The sequence below is a fragment of the Streptomyces sp. MGP-BFMKR1 genome (assembly GCF_057766585.1).
In genome coordinates this window covers 1,298,713-1,321,893 of record NZ_CM173408.1, presented here as the reverse complement: position 1 = coordinate 1,321,893, position 23,181 = coordinate 1,298,713, and the positions used below count along the sequence as shown (strand labels likewise).

Here is a 23,181-nt window from a genome sequence, read left to right as displayed (position 1 = left end):
CGCCCGAGCCGCGCGTCACAGGCCGGGGGGCGAGGGCCTGGCACCCGCGGCGGCCAGCGCGCGGAAGCGGCCGGTCCGCGGCGCGGTCGGTGGTCCGGCGACAGACCGGTAGGCTGGTCACATGTCCGAACCGACCGGTGCCGCCCGCCGTCGCGGGCCCTTCCAGGTCGGGGACCAGGTCCAGCTCACCGACCCCAAGGGACGCCACTACACCTTCACGCTCGAAGCCGGGAAGAGCTTCCACACCCACAAGGGTGCCTTCCCGCACGACGAGCTGATCGGTGCTCCCGAGGGCAGTGTTGTCCGTACCACCGGGAACGTCGCCTACCTCGCGCTGCGCCCCCTGCTCCCCGACTATGTCCTGTCCATGCCGCGCGGAGCCGCCGTGGTCTACCCCAAGGACGCGGGGCAGATCCTGGCGATGGCCGACATCTTCCCCGGCGCCCGGGTGGTGGAGGCCGGCGTCGGCTCCGGCTCGCTCAGCAGCTTCCTGCTGCGCGCCATCGGCGACCAGGGCATGCTGCACTCCTACGAGCGCCGCGCCGACTTCGCCGAGATCGCCACCCAGAACGTCGAGCGCTACTTCGGCGGCCCGCACCCCGCGTGGGAGCTGACCGTCGGTGACCTGCAGGACAACCTGTCGGACACCGACGTGGACCGGGTCATCCTCGACATGCTCGCCCCGTGGGAGTGCCTGGAGGCCGTCTCCAAGGCCCTGGTGCCCGGCGGCATCCTGTGCGCGTACGTGGCCACCACGACCCAGCTCGCCCGCACCGTCGAGGCGATCAGGGAGCACGGGACCTTCAACGAGCCCTCGGCCTGGGAGACCATGGTCCGCACCTGGCACGTGGAGGGCCTGGCCGTGCGCCCCGACCACCGCATGATCGGGCACACCGGCTTCCTGCTCACCGCGCGCCGCCTGGCCGACGGCGTCGAGCCGCCGCTGCGCCGCCGCCGCCCGGCCAAGGGCGCCTACGGCGAGGACTACACCGGCCCCGGCCGGGGTCAGTCCGGCGCCGCCGCGAGCGCGTCCGACGGCCCGGCCACCGAGTCCCCCGCCACGAGCGAGTAACCGCCACCGCACGGCACCCCGGTCTCGCTCCGGCACCACCCGCAACCCGTACGTCCCGCGCACCACGCGCCACCGTACGCAACGCGAACCACCCGGCGCCGCCGACGACTTCCCGCCAGGGGAACCGTCGGCGGCGCCGCGTCGTTAGGTGAAGTGCGCCAGCCACCACCCCGCTGTTCCCGCGGGGTGTGACGTGTGGCACCATGCTGGCCACCCCCGACGCCACGACGCTCACAGGAGTTATCCGCGTGCAGCCCTCGGCAGGCTCTGCGTCCGCCCCCTCGTCCAGCGCCGCGCCCGGTGCGAACCCCGACGCGGGCCACCCGCACACGCGCACCCGGTGGGTGCACTGGATCGCCACCGCGCTCGCCCTCACCGCCGTGGTCGGGGGTTCGGTAGCGCTCCAACCGTCGGACGCCACGGCAACGCCCGACCGCGCCGCGCCCCCGCCCGCCCGGACCGCGTCCGCCCCGGACGCCCGCGCCGCCGCCTACCCGGTGGACTGCGGACGGGCCGCGGTGGACGTCGTCCAGCACGCGTCGGGCGACCTCGACGGCGACGGTCGACCCGAGACGGTGGCCGTGGTGCGCTGTCACTCGGAGCTGGGTACCCCGCCCAGCGGCATCTATGTGATAGCGCCCGCCAGCAACTCCGCGGGCAAGCACGGCGCGAAGCCGCGCGTGGTGAGCACGTTCCTCAAGCCCACCGAGGGCATGAGCGTGCAACGCCTCACGCTCCGCGACGCCACCGTTTCGGCCACGCTGCTCGGCTACTCGTCGCAGCAGGTGCCGCGCTGCTGCCCGGACCTGGAGCGCAACGTCAACTGGCGTTGGCAGGAGGACAAGTTCGTCCTGAAGGCGATGCCGCTGCCGGGGAGCGTGTGAGGGCCGCGCACGACCGGCGCGGGCGGTTTTCGGCCGCGTACGGCACCTGCCAGGCCCAGACCGCACCGCCCGCCTGAGCCCGCGGCCACAGGTCGGGCCGGCTGCCGCGGCGTCGTGTCGTACGACGTACAGCGACAGCCCGGCCGCTGGCTGAGCCGGTAGACCACGGCCGGCCAGCCGGCCGGGCCGCGCGCCGCACGAGCCGGGAACCCGCAGCCCCCGGCCCCACCGCCCGCCACGACCACCCGCCCCGCCACAGCGCGCTCGGCGCCTTCGCCCGCGGTCTCGCGGCGCGCGGGGGACGGGCCGGCCGGGCGACGGCTCAGGCGGCGTCCGGCCCGTAGACCTCGACCTTGTCGGCGACCCGCCGCACGTGGATGCAGTCGCCAGGGCACTCCTTCGCGGAGTCCCTGACGTCCGCGAGCAGCGGCAGCGGCACCGGGGCCGTCGCGCCGGGCGCGGAGAGCAGCTCGGCCTCCTCGCCGGCCGCCACGGGCGGTTTGACGTAGGCCAGGCCGTCGATGTCGAGCTCGAAGACCTCGGGCGCGTACTGCGCACAGATGCCGTCGCCGGTACACAGGTCCTGGTCGATCCACACCTCGAGAGCCTCGGTCGCGGCGGCCGTCGTCTCGGTGTCGGAGACCTCGTTCTGCGCGGTCATTTCGCCTGCCGTTCCTGCGCGGGTGAACCAATTGAAGCCAGCACTGACGGGTGTTGACCAACCCGACGATACAACCGCCCGCTTTCCGATGTTGTTGGGTGGGTATTCCCCTGGCGTGAGGACGTGCGCAAGGGTGAAGATCGGACACACCCCGAACGGTTTGTGATCTAGGGGTTTCAACCTGCACCGGCCCAGGTAGGGTCTGGAAGCGTCCAGCTCCCCTTGGAGGAGGTGAGGACCGTGGCAGCCCACGACGACGACATCAACCGCGGCATCCGGCCGGGGCGGGGGTCTGAGGACCCTGCCGGCCAGGTTGCCTATCTAGAGCAGGAAATCGCCGTCCTGCGCCGCAAGCTCGCCGACTCTCCGCGGCACACGAGGATTCTCGAAGAGCGGATCGTCGAGCTGCAGACCAACCTCGCAGGCGTTTCCGCACAGAACGAACGGCTTGCCAATACCCTCCGTGAGGCACGCGACCAGATCGTGGCCCTCAAGGAGGAAGTCGACCGGCTGGCTCAGCCACCGGCGGGCTTCGGTGTGTATTTGCAGGCGAACGAGGACGGCACGGCGGACATCTTCACCGGTGGCCGAAAGCTCCGGGTCAATGTCAGCCCCAGTGTCGAGCTCGACGAGCTCAGGCGTGGCCAGGAGGTCATGCTCAACGAGGCGCTCAACGTGGTCGAGGCCATGGAGTTCGAGCGCGCCGGGGACATCGTCACCCTCAAGGAGATCCTCGAGGACGGCGAGCGCGCCCTGGTGATCGGGCACACCGACGAGGAGCGCGTGGTGCGGCTGGCCGAGCCGCTGCTCGACGCGGTCATCCGCCCCGGTGACGCCCTGCTGCTCGAGCCGCGCTCCGGCTACGTGTACGAGGTCATCCCGAAGAGCGAGGTCGAGGAGCTCGTCCTCGAAGAGGTTCCGGACATCGACTACACCAAGATCGGCGGCCTGGGCAACCAGATCGAGCTGATCAGGGACGCGGTCGAGCTTCCGTACCTGCACCCCGACCTCTTCAAGGAGCACGAACTCCGGCCGCCCAAGGGCGTCCTGCTGTACGGCCCGCCCGGCTGTGGCAAGACGCTGATCGCCAAGGCGGTGGCCAACTCCCTTGCCAAGAAGGTCGCCGAGGTGACCGGCAAGCCGGCGGGCAAGAGCTTCTTCCTGAACATCAAGGGTCCGGAGCTGCTCAACAAGTACGTCGGTGAGACCGAGCGACACATCCGGCTCGTCTTCCAGCGGGCCCGTGAGAAGGCGAGCGAGGGCACGCCCGTCATCGTCTTCTTCGACGAGATGGACTCCCTCTTCCGCACCCGTGGCTCGGGCGTGAGCTCGGACGTGGAGAACACCATCGTCCCGCAGCTCCTGTCGGAGATCGACGGTGTGGAGGGCCTGGAGAACGTCATCGTCATCGGCGCCTCCAACCGCGAGGACATGATCGACCCGGCGATCCTGCGCCCCGGCCGTCTCGACGTGAAGATCAAGATCGAGCGTCCGGACGCGGAGGCGGCCAAGGACATCTTCTCGAAGTACCTCACGCCCACGCTGCCGGTGCACGCCGACGACCTGGCCGAACACGGCGGATCGCGGCAGGCGGCGGTCAGCGGCATGATCCAGTCGGTCGTCGAGCAGATGTACGCCGAATCCGAGGAGAACCGCTTCCTCGAGGTCACCTACGCCAATGGTGACAAGGAAGTCCTGTACTTCAAGGACTTCAATTCGGGCGCGATGATCCAGAACATCGTCGACCGGGCCAAGAAAATGGCCATCAAGGCATTCCTCGACCACAACCAGAAGGGCCTCCGGGTCTCCCACCTGCTCGCCGCGTGCGTGGACGAGTTCAAGGAGAACGAGGACCTGCCGAACACCACGAATCCGGACGACTGGGCCCGGATCTCTGGAAAGAAGGGCGAGCGGATCGTCTTCATCCGTACGCTCGTCACCGGAAAGCAGGGGGCGGACACCGGCCGTTCCATCGACACGGTGGCGAACACCGGTCAGTACCTGTAGCACCGCACTCCGGCTGCGGATGTCCTACTCCCCGTTTCGGGCGGGGAACCCTGGGGGCGTCCGCAGCCGGACGTTTTTCTCCGGCCAGTGCGCGCGGACAACGACTGGAGCAATGACTGTAATGATCTCCCCACCACCGCTCAGCCGTTCTAGGCTCTGCGGTACCGCGGCGCCGCGAGGTGGGGGATCGGGGACCGCACACGCATCGGACGCGCAGCGGTACTTGAGCGCCGACCTCACCGGTGGGCGCCGCCGGGCAAGGAGGGCCGCATGACCGTACGGCGAGTAATGGGAATCGAGACGGAGTACGGGATCTCCGTCCCCGGCCACCCGAACGCCAATGCCATGCTCACCTCGTCCCAGATCGTCAACGCCTACGCGGCGGCGATGCACCGGGCGCGCCGCGCCCGCTGGGACTTCGAGGAGGAGAACCCGCTGCGGGACGCCCGCGGCTTCGACCTCGCCCGCGAGTCCGCGGACGCCAGCCAGCTCACGGACGAGGACATCGGGCTGGCCAACGTCATCCTCACCAACGGGGCGCGGCTGTACGTGGACCACGCGCACCCGGAGTACAGCTCGCCCGAGGTGACCAACCCCAGGGACGCCGTGCTGTGGGACAAGGCGGGCGAGCGGATCATGGCCGAGGCCGCCGAGCGCGCCGCACAGTTGCCCGGCGGGCAGCCGATCCTGCTGTACAAGAACAACACGGACAACAAGGGCGCCTCCTACGGCACCCACGAGAACTACCTGATGAAGCGGGCGACGCCGTTCTCGGACATCGTTCGCCACCTCACGCCCTTCTTCGTCTCCCGGCAGGTGATCACGGGTGCCGGCCGGGTCGGCATCGGGCAGGACGGCCACAACCACGGCTTCCAGCTCAGTCAGCGCGCGGACTACTTCGAGGTCGAGGTGGGCCTGGAGACGACGCTGAAGCGGCCCATCATCAACACCAGGGACGAGCCGCACGCGGACGCCGAGAAGTACCGCAGGCTGCACGTGATCATCGGCGACGCGAACCTGTCCGAGATCTCGACCTACCTCAAGCTGGGCACCACCTCGCTCGTGCTGGCCATGATCGAGGACGGCTTCATCGCCGTCGACCTCGCCGTCGACCAGCCGGTGCGCACCCTGCACCAGGTCTCCCACGACCCCACGCTGCGACGCCTGATCACGCTGCGTAGTGGTCGCACGCTGACCGCCGTACAGCTCCAGATGGAGTACTTCGAGCTGGCCCACAAGTACGTGGAGGATCGCTACGGCGCCGACGCGGACGAGCAGACCAAGGACGTCCTCACGCGCTGGGAGGACGTGCTCGGCCGCCTGGAGCGCGACCCGATGAGCCTGGCCGGCGAGCTGGACTGGGTCGCCAAGCGCGAGCTCCTGGAGGGCTACCGGCGCCGCGACGGCCTGGACTGGGACGCGGCCCGGCTGCACCTGGTGGACCTGCAGTACGCGGACGTACGCCCGGACAAGGGCCTGTACAACCGTCTCGCGGCGCGCGGCAAGATGTCCCGCATCCTGACGGAGGGCGAGGTCGAGCGGGCCGAGCGCAAGCCCCCGGAGGACACCAGGGCCTACTTCCGCGGGCGCTGCCTGGAACAGTACGCGGACGACGTCGCGGCGGCCTCCTGGGACTCGGTGATCTTCGACCTGCCCGGTCGCGACTCACTCCAGCGGGTGCCCACCCTGGAACCGCTGCGCGGCACCCGCAACCACGTCAAGGAGCTCCTTGACCGCTGCCGCACGGCCGAGGACCTGGTCCGCGTGCTGTCGAGCGGCTGATCGCGTCTGAGAGGCGAGGGATCAGGGAATCATCGAGGTGGTTCTCGAACGTTGTAGCAAGTACGGGCCCGATGTCGGGCCCGGCTTGTAGGGTCTGATCTTGTACGTCGAACCGAGCGGGGTGAGGGATATGGCGACCAAGGACACCGACGGTGGGCAGCAGCGAGCGACGCGTTCCAAGGAGGAGGTCGACGAGCAAGCCCAGGACGCACAGGCCGCTGAGGACCTGAAGGAACGGCAGGAGAAGCTCTCGGACGACGTGGACTCCGTGCTGGACGAGATCGACGACGTCCTGGAGGAGAACGCCGAGGACTTCGTCCGCTCGTTCGTGCAAAAGGGCGGCCAGTAGGTCCGACGCACGTGATCGACCCTCCCGCTGAGAGGGTTCGGGCCCGCGGCGCGGGCCGTGGTGGTGGCGGTCAGGCGGATGCTTCGACGATCTGCCCGACCGTTTCCACCGCGCATGTGGATCAACGTCATGGGACGGGTAGGGTCCCGGGCGTACGGAGCTTCAACCGCGATGCGGCCAAGGGGACGTTGACGACTGGCCCGGGCGTACCGCCGGGTCATCGCATATCTGGAAGGAAACTTGTGGAAGCCAACACTCGTATCACTGGGCGTCTACCTGCTGCCTTCCTGACGCCTGGCTCCTCGTCATTCATGGACTTCCTGGGCGACCACGCGCCGGAGCTGCTCCCGGGCAACCGGCCGCTGCCCGAGGTGCGCGGCGCCGTCGAGGCCCCGCACGGCACCACGATCGTGGCGGCGACGTTCGAGGGCGGCGTGGTGCTCGCCGGTGACCGCAGGGCCACCATGGGCAACGTCATCGCGCAGCGCGACATCGAGAAGGTCTTCCCGGCCGACGAGTACGCGGCGGTCGGCATCGCCGGCACGGCGGGCCTCGCGGTCGAGATGGTCAAGCTCTTCCAGTTGGAGCTGGAGCACTTCGAGAAGGTCGAGGGCGTTCAGCTCTCCCTCGAAGGCAAGGCGAACCGGCTGTCCACCATGATCCGCGGCAACCTCGGCATGGCCATGCAGGGCCTGGCCGTGGTGCCGCTGTTCACCGGCTGGGACGTCGATCGCGGCAAGGGCCGCATCTTCTCGTACGACATCACCGGCGGGCGCTCGGAGGAGTACGGCTTCGCGGCCACCGGCTCGGGCTCGGTCTTCGCCCGGGGCGCGCTGAAGAAGCTCTACCGCGAGGACCTGACCGAAAATCAGGCGGCGACTGCCGTGGTGCAGGCGCTCTACGACGCGGCGGACGACGACTCCGCCACCGGCGGGCCCGACCTGGCCCGGCGGATCTACCCGATCGTCACCGTCATCACCGACGCGGGCTTCCGGCGGCTGGCCGAGTCCGAGGTGTCCGAGATCGCGCGGGCCGTGCACGACGGGCGGCTCCAGCAGCCGGACGGCCCCCGGGCCGCCGTTCTCTGACGGACAGGGAAGATTCGCCCATGCACTCGCCACTGACAGAAAGGGACGGATAGCCGGTGTCGACGCCGTTCTATGTCTCACCCCAGCAGGCCATGGCCGACCGCGCCGAGTACGCCCGCAAGGGCATCGCGCGGGGTCGCAGCGTTGTCGTGCTCCAGTACACCGACGGCATCGTCTTCGTCGCCGAGAACCCGTCCCGTGCACTGCACAAGGTCAGCGAGATCTACGACCGGATCGCCTTCGCGGCGGTCGGCAAGTACAACGAGTTCGAGAACCTGCGCATCGGCGGCGTGCGCTACGCCGACCTGCGCGGCTTCACCTACCACCGCGAGGACGTGACCGCCCGCGGCCTGGCCAACGTCTACGCGCAGACGCTGGGCACGATCTTCTCCAGCAACGCCGAGAAGCCGTACGAGGTCGAGCTGATCGTCGCCGAGGTGGGGCCCGGCCCCGAGGACGACCAGATCTACCGGCTGCCGCATGACGGTTCGATCGTGGACGAGCACGGCTCGGTCGCGGTCGGCGGCAACTCCGATCAGATCGGCAACTACCTCGATCAGCGCCACCGCGACGGCATGACCCTGGGCGAGGCGTTGAGGCTCGCCGTGGAGTCGCTGTCCCGGGACAACAACGGCGGCGAGCGCAGCCTGACCGCCGAGCAGTTGGAGGTCGCGGTCCTCGACCGGACCCGCCCCCAGCAGCGCAAGTTCAAGCGCATCCTCGGCAGCCAGCTCTCCCGGCTGCTGGAGGAGGACGCGGCGGCGACCGGTTCCGGCGCCGACGGGGACGAGGCGTCCGACGACGCTCCCACGGACACCAGCGCGGACGCGTCCGAGGACGCGCCCGAGGCCAAGGAGGCACCGGCGAAGCCGGTCGGCAAGGCCAAGGGCGCGCCGAAGGTCGACCCGGACGCGTCAGCGGACGACGAGAAGAAGTAGCCCGCCGCGGGCGGGCGCACACCGCGTACCACCGCGCCCCGGCACGTGGACCAGTCCACGTGCCGGGGCGCGGTGCGTGACACGGGCACGCGGGCGGCGAACGGGTGCCGGCGCGGAGGCCGTGGCACCAGCGGCCGACGGGCCCGTCGGCTGAGCCGCCGAGCGGGCGCTCACGCCGGTGCGGCGGACTCCGATGGGGGAGCGGCGGTCGAGGCGCGGGGGACGAGTTCGACCGGGAGCCTGGCCACGTCGGGTACGCCGCCGTCCAGGACGGCCAGCAGGGCGCGCATGCCCGCGGCCCCCACCTCCTCGGCCGGCAGCCGCACCGTCGTCAGCTCCGGCTCGACCGCGGTCGCCAGCGACACGTCGTCGAAGCCGGTCACCGACACGTCCTGCGGGACGCGCAGCCCCAGTCGCCGCACCGCCTTGCACGCGCCGGCGGCCAGGACGTCGTCGTCGCAGACCAGCGCGGTGGGACGGGCGCCGGGGCCGGCCAGTGCCCGTTCGGCGGCCGACAGTCCGCCGGCGACGGAGAGCGGCGCGTACTCGGTGTGTACGGACGTGCCCGGCACCCCGCGCAGGGCCGTGGCCAGGGCCGCCGCGCGCACGTGGAAGGTCCAGGAGTCCACGGCGGCGGCCAGGTGCGCGACCCGGCGGTGCCCGAGGGCGAGCAGATGCTCCACCAGCCGCCCCATGCCCGCCTCGATGTCGACGTTCACGGTCGCGGCGGCCCGGTCCCGGTCTGGGTTGCTGTCGAGCATCACCAGCGGCAGCCCGTCCCCGCGCAGCGCGGCGAGCGCGTCGGCCGCCATGGAGGAGGCGATCACTCCGTCGAGGGTGGCCTGCGCCGAGCCGAACGGGTCCCGGGCCGGGCCGATGCCCTCGGGCGAGGGGTAGAGCACGACGCCGACGCCGTGCGCGGCGGCGACCTCGGCGGCGCCGGCGTAGACGCGGGCGAAGAACTCGTTGCTGAGCGCCGGCACCACCAGCAGGGCCGTCCTGGTGCGGCCGAGCCGCAGGTGGCGGGCGGCGAGGTTGGGCCGGTAGCCCAGTTCCCGCGCGGCCTGCCGTACGGCGTCCGCCGTCCGGGGCGAGACCCGGCCCCGCCACTTGTCCCCGAGCACCAGGGACACCGTGGCCTGTGAGACGCCCGCGACGCGGGCCACGTCCCGGCTGGTGGGGCGGCCAGAGACGGCCTGTGCGGCCGGCGGCCGGGCGCCCGTCGCACGCGCGCCGCCCCGCACCTCGCCGGCGCCGGCCGCCGGGCGCGCCACCGCGCGCGGGGCACCGGCGGGTTCCGCGACCGCCCCGGCGACCCCGGCCGCTTCGTAGGGATGGGCCACCCCGGTCGCGTGCGCCGGGCCGGCCGCCTGGGGCCGCTGCGGGGGTGTCGCCGCCCGTGCCGCGTCACCCGCGCCGGTCCGTCGTGCGAGGTGCCCGGGGGCGCGTTCGGGGCCGGGGCCCGCCGTGTCTGTCACCGCTGTTCCGTCTCTCCGCCGTGCCGTGCCTGCCGAGGCGAACCCGTCCGGGGCCGCCGCCGTCGCCGGGCCGCGCGGGGCGGCCGTCCCGGCCGCGCCGGCCCGACGGCGCAACCGAGTAGACCCGCTGACAGCGGCCATGGTACGTATGACGGCGCTTCGTTATACGTAACACTTGACGGCTCCGGGACGCCACACGGCGCGGGGCGGAGGGAGTGGCCATGGCCACCGGCTACGGCGAGCTGCTGCGGACCAGGCACGCGGCGCGACTGCTCACCGGCACGCTCATCGGCCGGTTGCCGAACGCCACGGCGGCGCTCGCCATCGTGCTCTTCACCCGTTCGGAGGGCGGCAGCTACGCGCTGGCCGGGGCGCTGTCGGCGGTCTACGGCATCGGCACCGCCGTCGGACAGCCGCTGCTCGGCCGGGCCGTGGACCTGTACGGGCAGCCCCGCGTCATGCTCCCGGCCGCCGTCGCCTCCGGCCTCGGCATGGTGCTCTTCGCCCTCGTCGGCCTCGACCCGCTGCCCGTCGCGTACGCGGCGATGGTGCTCGCCGGCGTCTGCACGCCGCCCCTGGAGGGCGGGCTCCGGGCGCTGTGGCCGCACGTGCTGCCGCGCCACGAGCAGGTGCACGCCGCCTACGCGCTGGACGCCGTGGCGCAGGAGGTGATGTTCTCGGTCGGCCCGCTGCTGGTCACGCTGCTGGTCGCGGCCTGGTCGGAGGCGGCGGCGCTGCTGGTCATCAACGTGGTGGGGGTGCTCGGCGCGCTCTGGGTCGTCGCGTCCGAGCCGTCCCGCGCCTGGCGCTCCGCGCCGCGCGAGGCGCACTGGCTCGGGGCCCTGCGGTCCCCCGGAATCCTGGTCCTGATCGGCTCGTTCCTCTTCGTCGGCCTGGCGCTCGGCTCGATCGCCGTGGCGGCGGTGGCGTACGCCGACGAGCACGGCGGCGGCATGGTCTCCAGCTACCTGCTCTCGGCGCTCGGCGTCGGCGCGCTGATCGGCGGCGTCTGCTACGGCGCGCGGACCTGGTCGGGGGAGCCGGAGCGGCGGCTGCGGCTGTTGGTCGCGGCGCTCGCGGTCGGGTACGTGCCGCTGGTGCTGGTGCCCGGCGTCGTGGCCATGACCGTGCTGGCCGGGGTCGCCGGCGTCTTCCTGGCACCCGCCCTCGCCTGCGCCTTCGTCGTCGTGGACCGGCACGCGCCGCGCGGCACCGTCACCGAGGCGTTCTCCTGGCTGGTGACCACCTTCGGCGTCGGCGCGGCCGTCGGCACGGCCGCCGCCGGGCCGGCCGTGGAACTGGGCGGCGTGGTCGCCGGATTCGCCGCGCCGGGCGCCGCGGGCATCGCCGCGCTGCTGGTGCTGGTCGGTTGCCGCCGCTTCCTCGCTGGTGACGCCGTACGGGCAAGTGCCCCAACGGGCGGTGACGCGGGGGCGGAAAATGATCGAAACGGTGCCGTCGAACCCGGTTTCAGAGCGGGTCATCAGGCGTAATGTTCAGTCATGGACCGCCGCATTTTCGGGCTGGAGAACGAGTACGGCGTCACGTGCACGTTCAGGGGACAGCGCCGACTGTCGCCTGACGAAGTGGCGCGCTACCTCTTCCGCCGAGTCGTTTCCTGGGGCCGCAGCAGCAACGTCTTCCTGCGTAACGGCGCCCGCCTCTACCTTGACGTGGGCTCGCACCCGGAATACGCAACTCCCGAGTGCGACAACGTGACCGAGTTGGTCACCCATGACAAGGCCGGCGAGCGCATCCTGGAAGGTCTGCTGGTCGACGCGGAACGCCGCCTGCACGAGGAGGGAATCGCGGGCGACGTCTATCTGTTCAAGAACAACACCGATTCAGCGGGAAACTCCTACGGTTGTCACGAGAACTATCTCGTGGCCCGGCACGGCGAGTTCTCCCGGCTCGCCGACATTCTCATTCCCTTCCTCGTCACCCGACAGTTGCTGTGCGGCGCCGGCAAGGTGCTGCAAACCCCGCGCGGGGCGGTGTACTGCGTCAGCCAGCGCGCCGAGCACATCTGGGAGGGCGTCAGCTCCGCCACCACCCGCTCGCGCCCGATCATCAACACCAGGGACGAGCCGCACGCCGACGCGGAGCGCTACCGCAGGCTGCATGTCATCGTCGGTGACTCCAACATGTCCGAGACGACCATGCTGCTCAAGGTCGGCGCGACCGACCTGGTGCTGCGCATGATCGAGGCGGGCACGGTCATGCGCGACCTGACCCTGGAGAACCCCATCCGGGCCATCCGCGAGGTCAGCCACGACATCACGGGCCAACGCAAGGTGCGGCTGGCCAGCGGGCGGGAGGCGTCCGCGCTCGAGGTCCAGCAGGAGTACTACGAGAAGGCCGTCGACTTCTGCGAGCGGCGCGGCATCAGGACCGGCACCGTCGAACGCGTACTGGAACTGTGGGGCCGCACGCTGGAGGCGGTGCGCACCGAGGATCTCGACCGCATCGCCACCGAGATCGACTGGGTGATGAAGTACAAGCTCATCGAGCGGTACCGGGCGAAGAACAACATCACCATGTCGCATCCGCGGGTCGCCCAGATAGACCTCGCCTACCACGACATCCACCGTCGCCGGGGCCTGTACTACCTCCTGGAGCGCAAGGGGCAGGCGGCCCGGGTCTGCAACGACGTGAAGATCTTCGAGGGCAAGTCGGTACCGCCGCAGACCACGCGGGCCAGGCTGCGTGGCGACTTCATCCGACGGGCTCAGGAACAGCGCCGCGACTTCACCGTCGACTGGGTGCACCTCAAGCTCAATGACCAGGCACAGCGCACCGTGCTGTGCAAGGACCCCTTCCGGTCGGTGGACGATCGAGTGGAGAAGCTCATCGCCGGAATGTGAGTCACCGCACCGTCAGCACGGCGCCTTCGGGCGTGTCACAGGGCCTCGCGCGTTCCTCGTGCGAGGCCCTGTGCACGTCGTAGAGTGGCGCGCATTGCCCACATCCAGTTTCGACTGAACGAGGAATTCCGTGCGCCGACGCTCCGTACTCCTCGCCGTACCCGCCGGCCTGCTCGCGCTCGCGGGCTGCGGTGACGACGAGAACAACAAGGACAAGGCCGACAAGGCCGACAAGGTCGATACGTCGAAGTCCCCCACGGCGGAGCCGACCGGGAAGATCGTGGCAGGGCCGCTGCCCGACATCACCAAGGGCAAGGAGTTCGGTCAGAAACCCACCATGGCCAAGGGGCCCGGCAAGCCCTCGCCCGACCTCGCCGTGAAGACCCTCGTGCCCGGCCGCGGCGCGGCCGTCGCGACGGGCGACTTCCTGGAGGTGAACTACCTCGGCCAGAAGTGGAAGGACGGCAAGGTCTTCGACAACTCGTACGACCGGGACAAGCCCGCTATCTTCCCGATCGGGGTCGGCAAGGTCATCCCCGGCTGGGACCAGGGCCTGGTGGGCAAGAAGGTGAACAGCCGGGTCCAGCTCGCGATTCCGCCGGCCCTCGGCTACGGCTCCGAGGGCAACCCCCAGGCGGGCATCAAGGGCGACGACACCCTGGTGTTCGTCGTCGACATCGTCGGCTCCTACAACACCAAGAGCTCGGCGCAGGGCAAGGAGGTCGAGCAGACCGACAAGGCCCTGCCCGTCGTGGGGGTCAAGACGGACGGCGAGCCGCCCACCATCGAGGTACCGAAGGGCAAGGCCCCCACCAAGGTCGTATCGAACTACATCCTCGAAGGCGACGGCCCCAAGCTCAAGAAGACGGACGCCGTCATGGTCCAGTACAAGGGCGTCCTGTGGGACGGCGGCAAGGAGTTCGACTCCAGCTACGCCAGCAAGCAGCTCGCCCAGTTCTCGCTCCAGCAGGTCGTCCCCGGCTGGACCGAGGGGCTCGAGGGCAAGAAGACGGGCAGCCGCGTGCTGATCGTGGTGCCGCCGGACAAGGGCTACGGCAAGGAGAAGAAGGACGGCATTCCGCCGAACTCCACGCTGGTCTTCGCCGTCGACATCCTCGCCATTCTGTAAGACTGTCCCGGTTGCCCACCCGTAAGCGAGGAGTTTTTTCGTGAGCATCGACAAGCCTGAGATCGACTTCCCGGGCGGCGAGCCGCCGGCCGACCTTGAGATCAAGGACATCTGGGAAGGCGACGGCGCTGTCGCACAGGCCGGGAACACGGTCAAGGTCCACTACGTCGGAGTGGCCTTCAGCACCGGTGAGGAGTTCGACGCGAGCTGGAACCGCGGCACCCCGCTCTCCTTCCAGCTCGGCGCCGGCCAGGTCATCCCCGGCTGGGACCAGGGTGTGCAGGGCATGAAGGTGGGTGGCCGGCGTCAGCTCACCATCCCGCCGCACCTGGCCTACGGCGACACCGGCGCCGGCGGCGGTCGCATCGCCCCCGGCGAGACGCTGATCTTCGTGTGCGACCTGGTCGCCGTCTGAGCCGACCCGGCGCACGGCGCGACCGCCCCCGCGCGGCCCGTTGAGCCCCGTCGTACGGTCGCCGCGCGCGGCCACCGAGGGCCCGTGGCCCGAGCACCCCGCTCGGGCCACGGGCCCTCGGCTTTTACCCGCGCGAGCGGGAGCGGTACGGTCACCGTCGTAGGAGAGCTGCACTTCGAGAAGAGGGCGTCGATGGCCATTGCCAAGGCCGAGCGGTTGATGAACCTGGCCTTGTGTCTGCTCGAAACCCGGCGCCCGCTCACCAAGCGGGAGTTGAGGTCGTCCATCGAGGCGTACCTGGAGGCCGACGCCACCGGTAGCGACGAGGCCGTCAACCGGATGTTCGAGCGGGACAAGGACGACCTCCGCGAGCTGGGGCTCGTCATCGAGACGGTCGACGGCATCGACGGCGAGCTGGGCTACCTGGCCCGCCGCGACAGCAACCGGCTGCCGCCCATCACTCTCGATCCGGAGGAGGCCGCCGCGCTCGGCCTGGCCGCCAAGGTCTGGCAGCAGGCCAGGCTCGCGGGCGCGGCCAGCGGCGCGCTGCAGAAGCTGCGGGCCGCGGGGATGCCGCTGGCCGACGAGCCGTACGCGAGCGAGCCGCACAGCGCCCTCGAACCGCGCATCCCGACCCACGAGGCGGCCTTCGAACCGCTGATGCTCGCCTGCCGCGACCGCCGCCCGGTGGTCTTCGACTACCGCAAGTCCAACGCCGCGCGCCCGGAGCGGCGCACCGTCGAGCCGTGGATTCTCGAGTGCTGGCGCGGCCACTGGTACCTGGCCGGCTGGGACCGGGACCGCGCGGCCGAGCGCGTCTTCCGGCTCTCGCGCATCACCGGCCGGGTCCGCTCGCGGGCCGGCGCCTTCACGGCCGAGGTGCCCGACCACGTGACGGTCCGGGAGACGGTGGAGACCTGGGCGGGCGAGACGGCCACCAGCACCGCCCGGATCAGGCTGCGCGCCGGCCACGGCTACCCGCTGCGGGCCAAGGCGATCAGCATCCGGCCGGTGGTCGAGGAGGGCGCGGCCGACGGCGAACCGGCCGGCTGGGACGAGCTGGAGATCCCGTACGGGCACGGGTTGGACGCCTGGCTGGTCGAGTTCGGGCCAGACGTCGTGGTCCTGGAACCGGCCGAGTTGCGGGCCGACGTGGTGGAGCGGCTGCGCGCCGTGGCCAACGGCTGAGAGGGACGGACCGACCATGGCTACCAACGCCATCGACCAGACCCGGCGCATGCTGTCGCTGGTGACGTACCTGCGCGAGCGCCCCGGCGCGCGCGTCAGCGACGTCGCCCGGGCCTTCGGCATCACCGAGGACGAGCTGATCGCCGACCTGGACGTGTTGCCGATGTGCGGCACCAGCTTCCGGGGCGGCGACCTGCTGGACATAGACACCGACGGCGACCGCATCTGGTGGCACAACCCCAACAGCGCCGACACCGAGCCGCTGCGGCTGGCCGCCGACGAGGCCACCGCGCTGCTGGTGGCCGCCCGCGCGGTGGCCACCCTGCCGGGGCTGCGCGAGGGCGACCGGCAGGCGCTGCTGCGCGCGACGGCGAAGCTGGAGGCGGCGGCCGGCGAGGCGGCCGGCGCCAGCTCCCGGCTCTCGGTCATCTTCGAGTCCGAGGGCGGCGTCTTCGCCGACGTGGACCGGGCCATCGCCGAGCGGCGGCGGCTGTGGCTGCGTTACTACTCGCCCGCCCGGGACGAGCTCACCGAGCGCGAGGTCGACCCGATCCGGCTCTTCGCCGTCGGCCACACCTACGTCGAGGCGTGGTGCCGACTCTCCGAGGCCCGACGCACCTTCCGGCTCGACCGGGTGGCCGAGATCAAGCTGTTGGACGAGGTCTCCGACCCGCCGCCGATAGAACTGCGCGACCTGTCCGAGGGGCTGGTGCAGCCGGCGGCCGAGGACCCGGAGGTGGTGGTCGAGGTGGGCCCCGGCGGGCGCTGGGTCGCCGAGTACTACCCGCACGACAGCGCCGAGGAACTGCCCGACGGCGGCCTGCGCATCACCCTGCGCACCCCCGACCCCGGCTCACTGCGCCGCCTCGGGCTGCGGCTGGGCAAGGACGGCCGGATCACGACCCCGCTGGAGCTGGCCCACAGCGCGCGCGACGCCGCGCGCGAGGCCCTGGCCGCCTACGGCGAGTGACGCCGCGGTCGCGTTACGGGGCGCACGCCGGCTCTTGCGGGGCGACGTTTGGGGCGTACGGGCGGAAGCGGAACGCGATGGATGCGCACCGGGGCCCGGCCGTGATCGGATGGGCGCCGCGCGGGCGAGTGTGACCGGGCGCGTGCGGGGGCTGGCGGTCGGTGAGCGGATCGCTGTCGACCGGAGGCGACCGCTGTCGGGCGGTGGGCCCGCGCGCGGCGGGCGCACGGCCGGTGTGCGCGCGGTGGAGTGGACGTACGGCGAGCGGAGGGCACAGATGACGGCGCGGGCGACGCGGCGAGCCACCCCAGTGATCTTCAAGGCCGGGTGCCCGCAGTGCCGGGGCAGCTTCGAGCTGGGGGCCGATGCCCTGCGGTTGGTGGTCGGCGGCACCACGCGCACCACCTTCTACTCCTTCACCTGCCCGGACTGCGGCACGGCGGTCCGCAAGCCGGCGGGCGAGCGGATCGTGGAGTTGCTGACCGGCGGCGGCGTCAGCACGCTGCGGCTGCACTCGGCGGTGTAGCGCCGCGACGGCGCGGCCGGGCCGACGCTTGGCGGGCTCCGGTCGGGGCGGGCGGCGCGGTGGCGGCGGTGCCGTGACCCGGGTCACCCGCGGGCGGCGCGGCGGCGGTTCGGTGGGGCCGGCGGGCGGTTGCCTGGTCGGGCGGGGCGAACGGTAGGTTGCCTTCCATGCTCTGGCCCATGCTTGCTATCGCCCTCGCGTTCTGCGGACTCGCCGTTCTCGCCGTCCTCGCGGCGCGGGTGTACCGGGAGGTGCGGCGGCTGGCGCGGCAGGTGGGGGAGAGCTCGGACCGGATCGCGCGGGCCTCGCAGGACCTGGAACGCGCCACCGGTCCGCTCGCCGCTCAGGTGGACGGACTGCGCCGGCGCTGAGCCCCATTCGACCCTCCTCCGCATCAGCGCAGTTCAGGCGCTCTGCTCTGGGGAACAAACGAGCGGTACGCTGAGGGGCGCGGCCCTGGTATCGAGGCCCGGGGACGCAATCGGGAGTACGCCCGGGGATTGCCACCCGTTTACCCCGCCGCGTTACGATCGCTGCCACAACGGCTGCCGGACTCCCGCGTCCGACCGGTCGGACAGCCACCCCAGCCGCCTCGGTGAGAAGGTAAATCTTATGTTCGGTGGAAAGATCGGTGCCCCCGAGATCATCCTCATTCTTGTCGTCGTCATTCTGCTCTTTGGCGCGAAGAAGCTTCCGGACATGGCGCGTTCGCTCGGCAAGTCCGCGCGCATCCTCAAGAGCGAGGCCAAGGCGATGAAGTCGGAGGGCAAGCAGCCCGCCCCGGCCGAGCCGGCGCACCCCGAAGACACCGCCGACCAGGCCGGTGGGCACCGCACCATCCAGGCGGCGCCGGGCGACGTGAGCAGCTCCCGCCCGGTGAACGAGCCGAGCGACCACACGACGAAGCGCTGAATCCAGGGCCGACTGAGGCGATGGCCGACGGCCGTCGTCTGCCGCACGAGATGAGGACGTGGGTTGCTCAAGCCTGCCCGCAAGAAGGAGAAGGACCCCGAGGGGCGGATGCCCCTCGCGGAGCACCTGCGTGAGTTGCGCAACAGGCTCCTCAAGGCGGTCCTGGCGATCTGTCTGGTGACGGCCGTCGCGTTGTTCTACTACAAGGACATCGTCGACTTCCTGATGAAGCCGGTCTTGGACTCGGTCGGTTGTGGCGGTCTTTCCGTCTCCGACCTGGAGGCCGCCAAGGACGGCGACCAGAAGTGCGCTTACTTCACCGTGAACGGCCTTCTGTCGCCGTTCACGATCATGCTCAAGGTCTCCTTCATGACCGGCCTGGTGCTCGCCACGCCGATCTGGCTGTACCAGCTCTGGGCGTTCCTCGCGCCCGGGCTGCACAAGCAGGAGAAGAAGTACTCGATGGCCTTCGTGGCCGCCGGCGTGCCGCTCTTCGTGGGCGGCGGCTTCTTCGCGTACGCGATCCTCCCGACGACCGCCGAGGTGCTGCTCGACTTCACCCCGGAGGGCGCCGACAACCTGTTGCCCCTGGACGACTTCATCGACCTGCTGACCCGCATGGTCGTCGTCTTCGGCCTCGCCTTCGAACTGCCGCTGGTCCTGGTGCTGCTCAACTTCGGTGGCGTGGTCACCGGGCGCCGGATGCTCGGCTGGTGGCGCGGCATGATCATGGGCATCACCGTGTTCGGCGCCCTGGCGACGCCGAGCACCGACCCGGTGGGCATGTTCGCCCTCGCCGGGCCCGTCACGCTGCTGTACTTCGTCGCGGTGGGCGTCTCGCTCATCAACGACCGGCGCAAGGCCAAGCAGCGGGCCAACGATCCCGACTTCGGCGTCGATGACGACGAGGCGTCGCAGGGCCACGTCCCCGAGGCGGTGGACGACGTGGAGACGGTCTCGGCCGGCGGCGCGACGGGCGATGAGCGCGGCGGCACGGACCCGGGCCGGCGCAGCGGCTACGACGACTTCACCTGAGCCGGTAGATTCCGTGCGTGACCAGCGACATCACTCTCTTCGTCAATCCAACGGCGGGCCGTGGCCGTGGCGCGCGGGCCGCGCAGCCGGCCGCGCGGGTGCTCCGCGACGCGGGGTTCCGCGTGCGGACGGTGCTGGGGGCCGACGCCGGTGACGCGCTGAGCCGGGCCCGCACGGCGGTCGCGGGCGGCACGGGGGCGCTGGTGGCGGTCGGCGGCGACGGCATGACCTCGCTGGCGCTCCAGGCGGTGGCCGGTACCGGCACCCCGCTCGGCGTGGTGGCGGTGGGCACCGGGAACGACTTCGCGCAGGCCACCGGGTTGCCGGTGCGCGACCCCGGCGCCGCGGCCCGACTGATCGCGGCCTCGCTCAAGTCCGACGGCGGGCGGCCGGTGGACGTCGGCCTCGCCGGCGAGACGTACTTCGGCACCGTCCTCGCCTCCGGCTTCGACTCCCGGGTCAACGACCGCGGCAACCGGATGCGCTGGCCCACCGGCCGCTTCCGGTACGACCTGGCGATGGTCGCGGAACTGGCCGGGCTGCGGACCTTCCCGTACCGGTTGCGCCTTGACGACGGGCCCGAGCGGGAGGTCGAGGCGACGCTGATCGCGGTCGGCAACGGGGCCTCGTACGGCGGTGGGATGCGGATATGCGGCGGTGCCCGGCTGGACGACGGGCTCTTCGACATCACGGTCGTCGGCCCGTGCACCCGCGGGACGCTGCTGCGGGTCTTCCCACGGGTCTACCGGGGCACGCATCTCAGCCACCCGGCGGTGACCACCTACCGCGCGGCGCGGGTCTCGCTGGCGGCGCCCGGGCTCACCGGCTACGCCGACGGGGAGCCGCTGGGGCCGCTGCCGCTGACGGCCGTGACCGTGCCGGGCGCCGTGCGGCTGCTGGGCGGCTGACCTCCGGGGCGGCCGGGTGGCAGCGGACCGCGGGGGAGGGCGGACTCCGGCCGGGGCCGGTGGCGTCCCAGGTGCTGGTAAAGATCGAGTGCGTTGTCAGAGGTGGCCGGTAGGCTCGTACGTACGATGACCGACGAGCTATCTCCCGCCGAGCGATACGCCCAGGCCCGCCTCCGGGCGGCCGACCAGGCCACGGCTCTCGCTCCGTTCCGCGAGATGTACGAATTTGGCCTCGATCCGTTCCAGATCGAGGCGTGCCAAGCACTCGAAGCCGGCAAGGGCGTCCTGGTCGCCGCCCCCACCGGCTCCGGTAAGACGATCGTGGGCGAGTTCGCCGTCCACCTGGCCCTCACCCGGGGCCGCAAGTGCTTCTACACCACGCCCATCAAAGCGCTGTCGAACCAGAAGTACAGCGACCTCGTGGAGCGCTACGGCGCCGAGAAGGTCGGCCTGCTGACCGGCGACAACAGCGTGAACTCCGAGGCACCGGTGGTCGTGATGACCACCGAGGTGCTGCGCAACATGCTCTACGCGGGCTCCCGCTCCCTCGACGGCCTCGGATACGTCGTCATGGACGAGGTGCACTACCTCTCCGACCGGTTCCGGGGCGCGGTCTGGGAAGAGGTCATCATCCACCTGCCGGAGTCGGTGACGCTGGTCTCGCTCTCCGCGACCGTCTCCAACGCCGAGGAGTTCGGTGACTGGCTGGACACGGTGCGCGGCGACACCGAGGTGATCGTCTCCGAGCACCGGCCGGTCCCGCTGTGGCAGCACGTGCTCGCCGGCCGGCGGATATACGACCTCTTCGAGGAGAAGGACAGCCCCGAGGGCCAGCCCGGCACCGGCCGGCGCGAGGTCAACCCCGACCTGGTGCGGCTGGCCCGGATGGAGAACAGCCGCCCCAGCTTCGGCGGGGACAAGCGGCGCGGTCGCTCCATGCGGGAGGCCGACCGGGAGCGCGAACGCCGCCAGCGCAGCCGGATCTGGACCCCGAGCAGACCCGAGGTGATCGACCGGCTGGACGCGGAGGGGCTGCTCCCCGCCATCACCTTCATCTTCAGCCGCGCGGGCTGCGAGGCGGCCGTGCAGCAGTGCCTGTTCGCGGGGCTGCGGCTGAACGACGACGCGGCGCGGGCCCGGGTGCGGACCATCGTCGAGGAGCGCACGGCGTCCATCCCCGACGAGGACCTGCACGTGCTGGGCTACTACGAGTGGCTCGAGGGCCTGGAGCGGGGGATCGCCGCCCACCACGCGGGGATGCTGCCGACCTTCAAGGAGGTCGTCGAGGAGCTCTTCGTCAAGGGCCTGGTCAAGGCGGTGTTCGCGACCGAGACGCTGGCGCTGGGCATCAACATGCCGGCGCGGTCGGTGGTCCTCGAGAAGCTGGTCAAGTGGAACGGCGAGCAGCACGCCGACATCACCCCCGGCGAGTACACGCAGCTCACCGGCCGCGCGGGGCGGCGTGGCATCGATATCGAGGGCCATGCGGTGGTGCTGTGGCAGCGCGCGATGGACCCGACGGCGCTCGCCGGCCTCGCGGGCACCCGCACCTACCCGCTGCGCTCCTCCTTCCGCCCCTCGTACAACATGGCCGTCAACCTGGTCTCGCAGTTCGGTCGGCACCGCTCGCGCGAACTCCTGGAGACCTCGTTCGCGCAGTTCCAGGCGGACAAGGCGGTCGTCGGCATCTCGCGGCAGGTGCAGCGCAACGAGGAGGGCCTGGAGGGCTACCGGGCGTCGATGACCTGCCACCTCGGCGACTTCGAGGAGTACTCCCGGCTGCGGCGCGAGCTGAGCGACCGGGAGACGGAGCTGGCCAAGCAGGGCGCGGCGCAGCGTCGTGCGGCGGCGGCCACGGCGCTGGAGAAGCTCAAGCCGGGCGACGTGATCCAGGTGCCGGCGGGGAAGTACGCCGGGCTCGCCCTGGTGCTCGACCCCGGGTTGCCCGCGGGGCGCGCGGGCGGGCACCGTGGCGGCTTCGAGTACCACGACGGGCCGCGTCCGCTGGTGCTCACCGCGGAGCGGCAGGTCAAGCGGCTGGCGGCGATGGACTTCCCGGTTCCGGTGGAGCCGCTGGAGCGGATGCGCATCCCCAAGTCGTTCAACGCGCGCAGCCCGCAGTCGCGTCGCGACCTGGCCTCCGCGCTGCGTACCAAGGCCGGCCACCACGAGCCGCACCACCGCCGCAAGGAGCGCTCGGCGGCGGCCGACGACACCGAGATCAGCAGGCTGCGCACGGAGATCCGGGCCCACCCCTGCCACGGCTGCGCGGAGCGCGAGGACCACGCCCGGTGGGCCGAGCGGTACCACCGGCTGCGGCGGGACACCCGGCAGCTTGAGCGGCGCATCGAGGGGCGTACGAACACCATCGCGCGCACCTTCGACCGGATCTGTGCCCTGCTGGCCGAACTGGGTTACCTCCAGGGCGACGAGGTCACCGAGGACGGGAAGCGGCTGGCGCGGCTCTACGGCGAGCTGGACCTGCTGGCCAGCGAGTGCCTGCGGGACGGGGTCTGGGAGGGCCTGAAGCCGGCGGAGCTGGCGGCGTGCGCGTCGGCGCTGGTCTACGAGGCGCGGGCGGCGGACGACGCGGTGGCGCCCAAGCTGCCCACCGGGGCGTCGAAGCAGGCGCTCACCGAGATGGTGCGGATCTGGGGCCGCCTCGACGCGCTGGAGGAGGACCACCGGATCAACCAGACGGAGGGCGTCGGCCAACGCGAGCCGGACCTCGGCTTCGCCTGGGCGGCCTACCGCTGGGCCTCCGGGCACGGTCTGGACGACGTGTTGCGCGAGGTGGAGATGCCGGCCGGCGACTTCGTGCGCTGGTGCAAGCAGCTCATCGACGTGCTGGGGCAGATCGCCGTGGCCGCCCCGCCGGAGGGCACCGTGGCGCGCAACGCCCGCAGGGCCGTGGACGGCCTGCGACGCGGGGTCGTGGCCTACTCGTCGGTGGGCTGAGCCGGCGGGCCCGGCGC

General features: G+C 71.4%; 21 protein-coding genes. 19 read left to right on the top strand and 2 right to left on the bottom strand.

All coding sequences use genetic code 11. The annotated features are described in order from the left end of the window. The first annotated feature begins 121 nt into the window (after nt 1-121). Together AC3CHW_RS05040 and AC3CHW_RS05035 are read left to right on the top strand one after the other, a co-directional pair. A complete protein-coding gene (locus tag AC3CHW_RS05040) occupies nt 122-1,072 on the top strand; it encodes a tRNA (adenine-N1)-methyltransferase (RefSeq protein WP_398610949.1) in 951 nt (316 codons plus the stop codon). 248 nt (nt 1,073-1,320) lie between these two features. After that, nucleotides 1,321-1,956, top strand: coding sequence for a hypothetical protein (locus AC3CHW_RS05035; RefSeq protein WP_488469683.1), 636 nt, complete (start codon nt 1,321-1,323; stop codon nt 1,954-1,956). Nucleotides 1,957-2,278: 322 nt separating this feature from the next. On the opposite strand, the gene AC3CHW_RS05030 is transcribed toward AC3CHW_RS05035, so the two are convergent. After that, nucleotides 2,279-2,617, bottom strand: coding sequence for a ferredoxin (locus AC3CHW_RS05030; RefSeq protein WP_488469682.1), 339 nt, complete (start codon nt 2,615-2,617; stop codon nt 2,279-2,281). Between the two features lie 240 nt (nt 2,618-2,857). On the opposite strand from AC3CHW_RS05030, the gene arc reads away from it, so the two are divergent. From arc to prcA, 5 genes are all read left to right on the top strand, one after another. Then, the gene (gene arc, locus AC3CHW_RS05025) at nt 2,858-4,624 is read left to right on the top strand and encodes a proteasome ATPase (RefSeq protein WP_398610952.1); all 1,767 of its coding nucleotides are present in this window, start codon (nt 2,858-2,860) and stop codon (nt 4,622-4,624) included. 270 nt (nt 4,625-4,894) lie between these two features. After that, nucleotides 4,895-6,406 carry a depupylase/deamidase Dop gene (dop, locus tag AC3CHW_RS05020; RefSeq protein WP_398610953.1) on the top strand — a complete coding sequence of 504 codons (1,512 nt, stop codon included), beginning with the start codon at nt 4,895-4,897 and terminating at the stop codon, nt 6,404-6,406. Between the two features lie 130 nt (nt 6,407-6,536). Further along, nucleotides 6,537-6,755 (top strand): ubiquitin-like protein Pup, encoded by a 219-nt coding sequence (locus AC3CHW_RS05015; protein ID WP_176164861.1) that lies wholly within the window; start codon nt 6,537-6,539, stop codon nt 6,753-6,755. 242 nt (nt 6,756-6,997) lie between these two features. After that, complete coding sequence (gene prcB, locus AC3CHW_RS05010; protein WP_176164862.1) at nt 6,998-7,843, top strand: proteasome subunit beta; 846 nt, start codon at nt 6,998-7,000, stop codon at nt 7,841-7,843. Nucleotides 7,844-7,899: 56 nt separating this feature from the next. Then, nucleotides 7,900-8,781, top strand: coding sequence for a proteasome subunit alpha (prcA, locus tag AC3CHW_RS05005; RefSeq protein WP_488469681.1), 882 nt, complete (start codon nt 7,900-7,902; stop codon nt 8,779-8,781). 170 nt (nt 8,782-8,951) lie between these two features. On the opposite strand, the gene AC3CHW_RS05000 is transcribed toward prcA, so the two are convergent. Beyond that, complete coding sequence (locus AC3CHW_RS05000; RefSeq protein ID WP_488470966.1) at nt 8,952-9,947, bottom strand: LacI family DNA-binding transcriptional regulator; 996 nt, start codon at nt 9,945-9,947, stop codon at nt 8,952-8,954. Between the two features lie 533 nt (nt 9,948-10,480). On the opposite strand from AC3CHW_RS05000, the gene AC3CHW_RS04995 reads away from it, so the two are divergent. From AC3CHW_RS04995 to AC3CHW_RS04940, 12 genes are all read left to right on the top strand, one after another. Beyond that, on the top strand, nt 10,481-11,752 hold the full coding sequence (locus AC3CHW_RS04995) for an MFS transporter (RefSeq protein WP_459247323.1): 1,272 nt from the start codon (nt 10,481-10,483) through the stop codon (nt 11,750-11,752). 9 nt (nt 11,753-11,761) lie between these two features. Further along, nucleotides 11,762-13,123, top strand: a complete 1,362-nt coding sequence (pafA, locus tag AC3CHW_RS04990) for a Pup--protein ligase (protein WP_187064369.1) — start codon at nt 11,762-11,764, stop codon at nt 13,121-13,123. A 130-nt stretch (nt 13,124-13,253) separates the two neighbouring features. Next, on the top strand, nt 13,254-14,252 hold the full coding sequence (locus tag AC3CHW_RS04985; RefSeq protein WP_398610956.1) for an FKBP-type peptidyl-prolyl cis-trans isomerase: 999 nt from the start codon (nt 13,254-13,256) through the stop codon (nt 14,250-14,252). 40 nt (nt 14,253-14,292) lie between these two features. Further along, entirely contained in the window at nt 14,293-14,667 is a 375-nt protein-coding gene (locus AC3CHW_RS04980) for an FKBP-type peptidyl-prolyl cis-trans isomerase (protein ID WP_187064367.1), read from the top strand. Nucleotides 14,668-14,859: 192 nt separating this feature from the next. Beyond that, nucleotides 14,860-15,855, top strand: coding sequence for a helix-turn-helix transcriptional regulator (locus tag AC3CHW_RS04975; RefSeq protein WP_488469680.1), 996 nt, complete (start codon nt 14,860-14,862; stop codon nt 15,853-15,855). A gap of 16 nt (nt 15,856-15,871) precedes the next feature. Then, a complete protein-coding gene (locus AC3CHW_RS04970) occupies nt 15,872-16,825 on the top strand; it encodes a helix-turn-helix transcriptional regulator (protein WP_187064366.1) in 954 nt (317 codons plus the stop codon). Between the two features lie 277 nt (nt 16,826-17,102). Then, nucleotides 17,103-17,351, top strand: coding sequence for a hypothetical protein (locus tag AC3CHW_RS04965; RefSeq protein ID WP_176166544.1), 249 nt, complete (start codon nt 17,103-17,105; stop codon nt 17,349-17,351). A 167-nt stretch (nt 17,352-17,518) separates the two neighbouring features. Beyond that, the gene (locus tag AC3CHW_RS04960; protein ID WP_176164872.1) at nt 17,519-17,722 is read left to right on the top strand and encodes a hypothetical protein; all 204 of its coding nucleotides are present in this window, start codon (nt 17,519-17,521) and stop codon (nt 17,720-17,722) included. Nucleotides 17,723-17,963: 241 nt separating this feature from the next. After that, on the top strand, nt 17,964-18,263 hold the full coding sequence (gene tatA / locus AC3CHW_RS04955; protein WP_176164873.1) for a Sec-independent protein translocase subunit TatA: 300 nt from the start codon (nt 17,964-17,966) through the stop codon (nt 18,261-18,263). 63 nt (nt 18,264-18,326) lie between these two features. Continuing rightward, nucleotides 18,327-19,298, top strand: coding sequence for a twin-arginine translocase subunit TatC (gene tatC / locus AC3CHW_RS04950; protein ID WP_398610958.1), 972 nt, complete (start codon nt 18,327-18,329; stop codon nt 19,296-19,298). 17 nt (nt 19,299-19,315) lie between these two features. Further along, complete coding sequence (locus AC3CHW_RS04945; protein ID WP_488469679.1) at nt 19,316-20,206, top strand: diacylglycerol kinase; 891 nt, start codon at nt 19,316-19,318, stop codon at nt 20,204-20,206. A gap of 126 nt (nt 20,207-20,332) precedes the next feature. Beyond that, nucleotides 20,333-23,164 carry a DEAD/DEAH box helicase gene (locus AC3CHW_RS04940; protein ID WP_488469678.1) on the top strand — a complete coding sequence of 944 codons (2,832 nt, stop codon included), beginning with the start codon at nt 20,333-20,335 and terminating at the stop codon, nt 23,162-23,164. Nucleotides 23,165-23,181: the final 17 nt, after the last annotated feature.

Bases quoted from the DNA above. Each gene is read 5' to 3' on its own strand.
- AC3CHW_RS05040 (WP_398610949.1), top strand. From the start codon at position 122: ATGTCCGAACCGACCGGTGCCGCCCGCCGTCGCGGGCCCTTCCAGGTC.
- AC3CHW_RS05030 (WP_488469682.1), bottom strand. From the start codon at position 2,617: ATGACCGCGCAGAACGAGGTCTCCGACACCGAGACGACGGCCGCCGCG.
- dop (WP_398610953.1), top strand. From the start codon at position 4,895: ATGACCGTACGGCGAGTAATGGGAATCGAGACGGAGTACGGGATCTCC.
- AC3CHW_RS05015 (WP_176164861.1), top strand. From the start codon at position 6,537: ATGGCGACCAAGGACACCGACGGTGGGCAGCAGCGAGCGACGCGTTCC.
- AC3CHW_RS04995 (WP_459247323.1), top strand. From the start codon at position 10,481: ATGGCCACCGGCTACGGCGAGCTGCTGCGGACCAGGCACGCGGCGCGA.
- pafA (WP_187064369.1), top strand. From the start codon at position 11,762: ATGGACCGCCGCATTTTCGGGCTGGAGAACGAGTACGGCGTCACGTGC.
- AC3CHW_RS04975 (WP_488469680.1), top strand. From the start codon at position 14,860: ATGGCCATTGCCAAGGCCGAGCGGTTGATGAACCTGGCCTTGTGTCTG.
- AC3CHW_RS04970 (WP_187064366.1), top strand. From the start codon at position 15,872: ATGGCTACCAACGCCATCGACCAGACCCGGCGCATGCTGTCGCTGGTG.
- AC3CHW_RS04965 (WP_176166544.1), top strand. From the start codon at position 17,103: ATGACGGCGCGGGCGACGCGGCGAGCCACCCCAGTGATCTTCAAGGCC.
- AC3CHW_RS04960 (WP_176164872.1), top strand. From the start codon at position 17,519: ATGCTCTGGCCCATGCTTGCTATCGCCCTCGCGTTCTGCGGACTCGCC.
- tatA (WP_176164873.1), top strand. From the start codon at position 17,964: ATGTTCGGTGGAAAGATCGGTGCCCCCGAGATCATCCTCATTCTTGTC.
- AC3CHW_RS04940 (WP_488469678.1), top strand. From the start codon at position 20,333: ATGACCGACGAGCTATCTCCCGCCGAGCGATACGCCCAGGCCCGCCTC.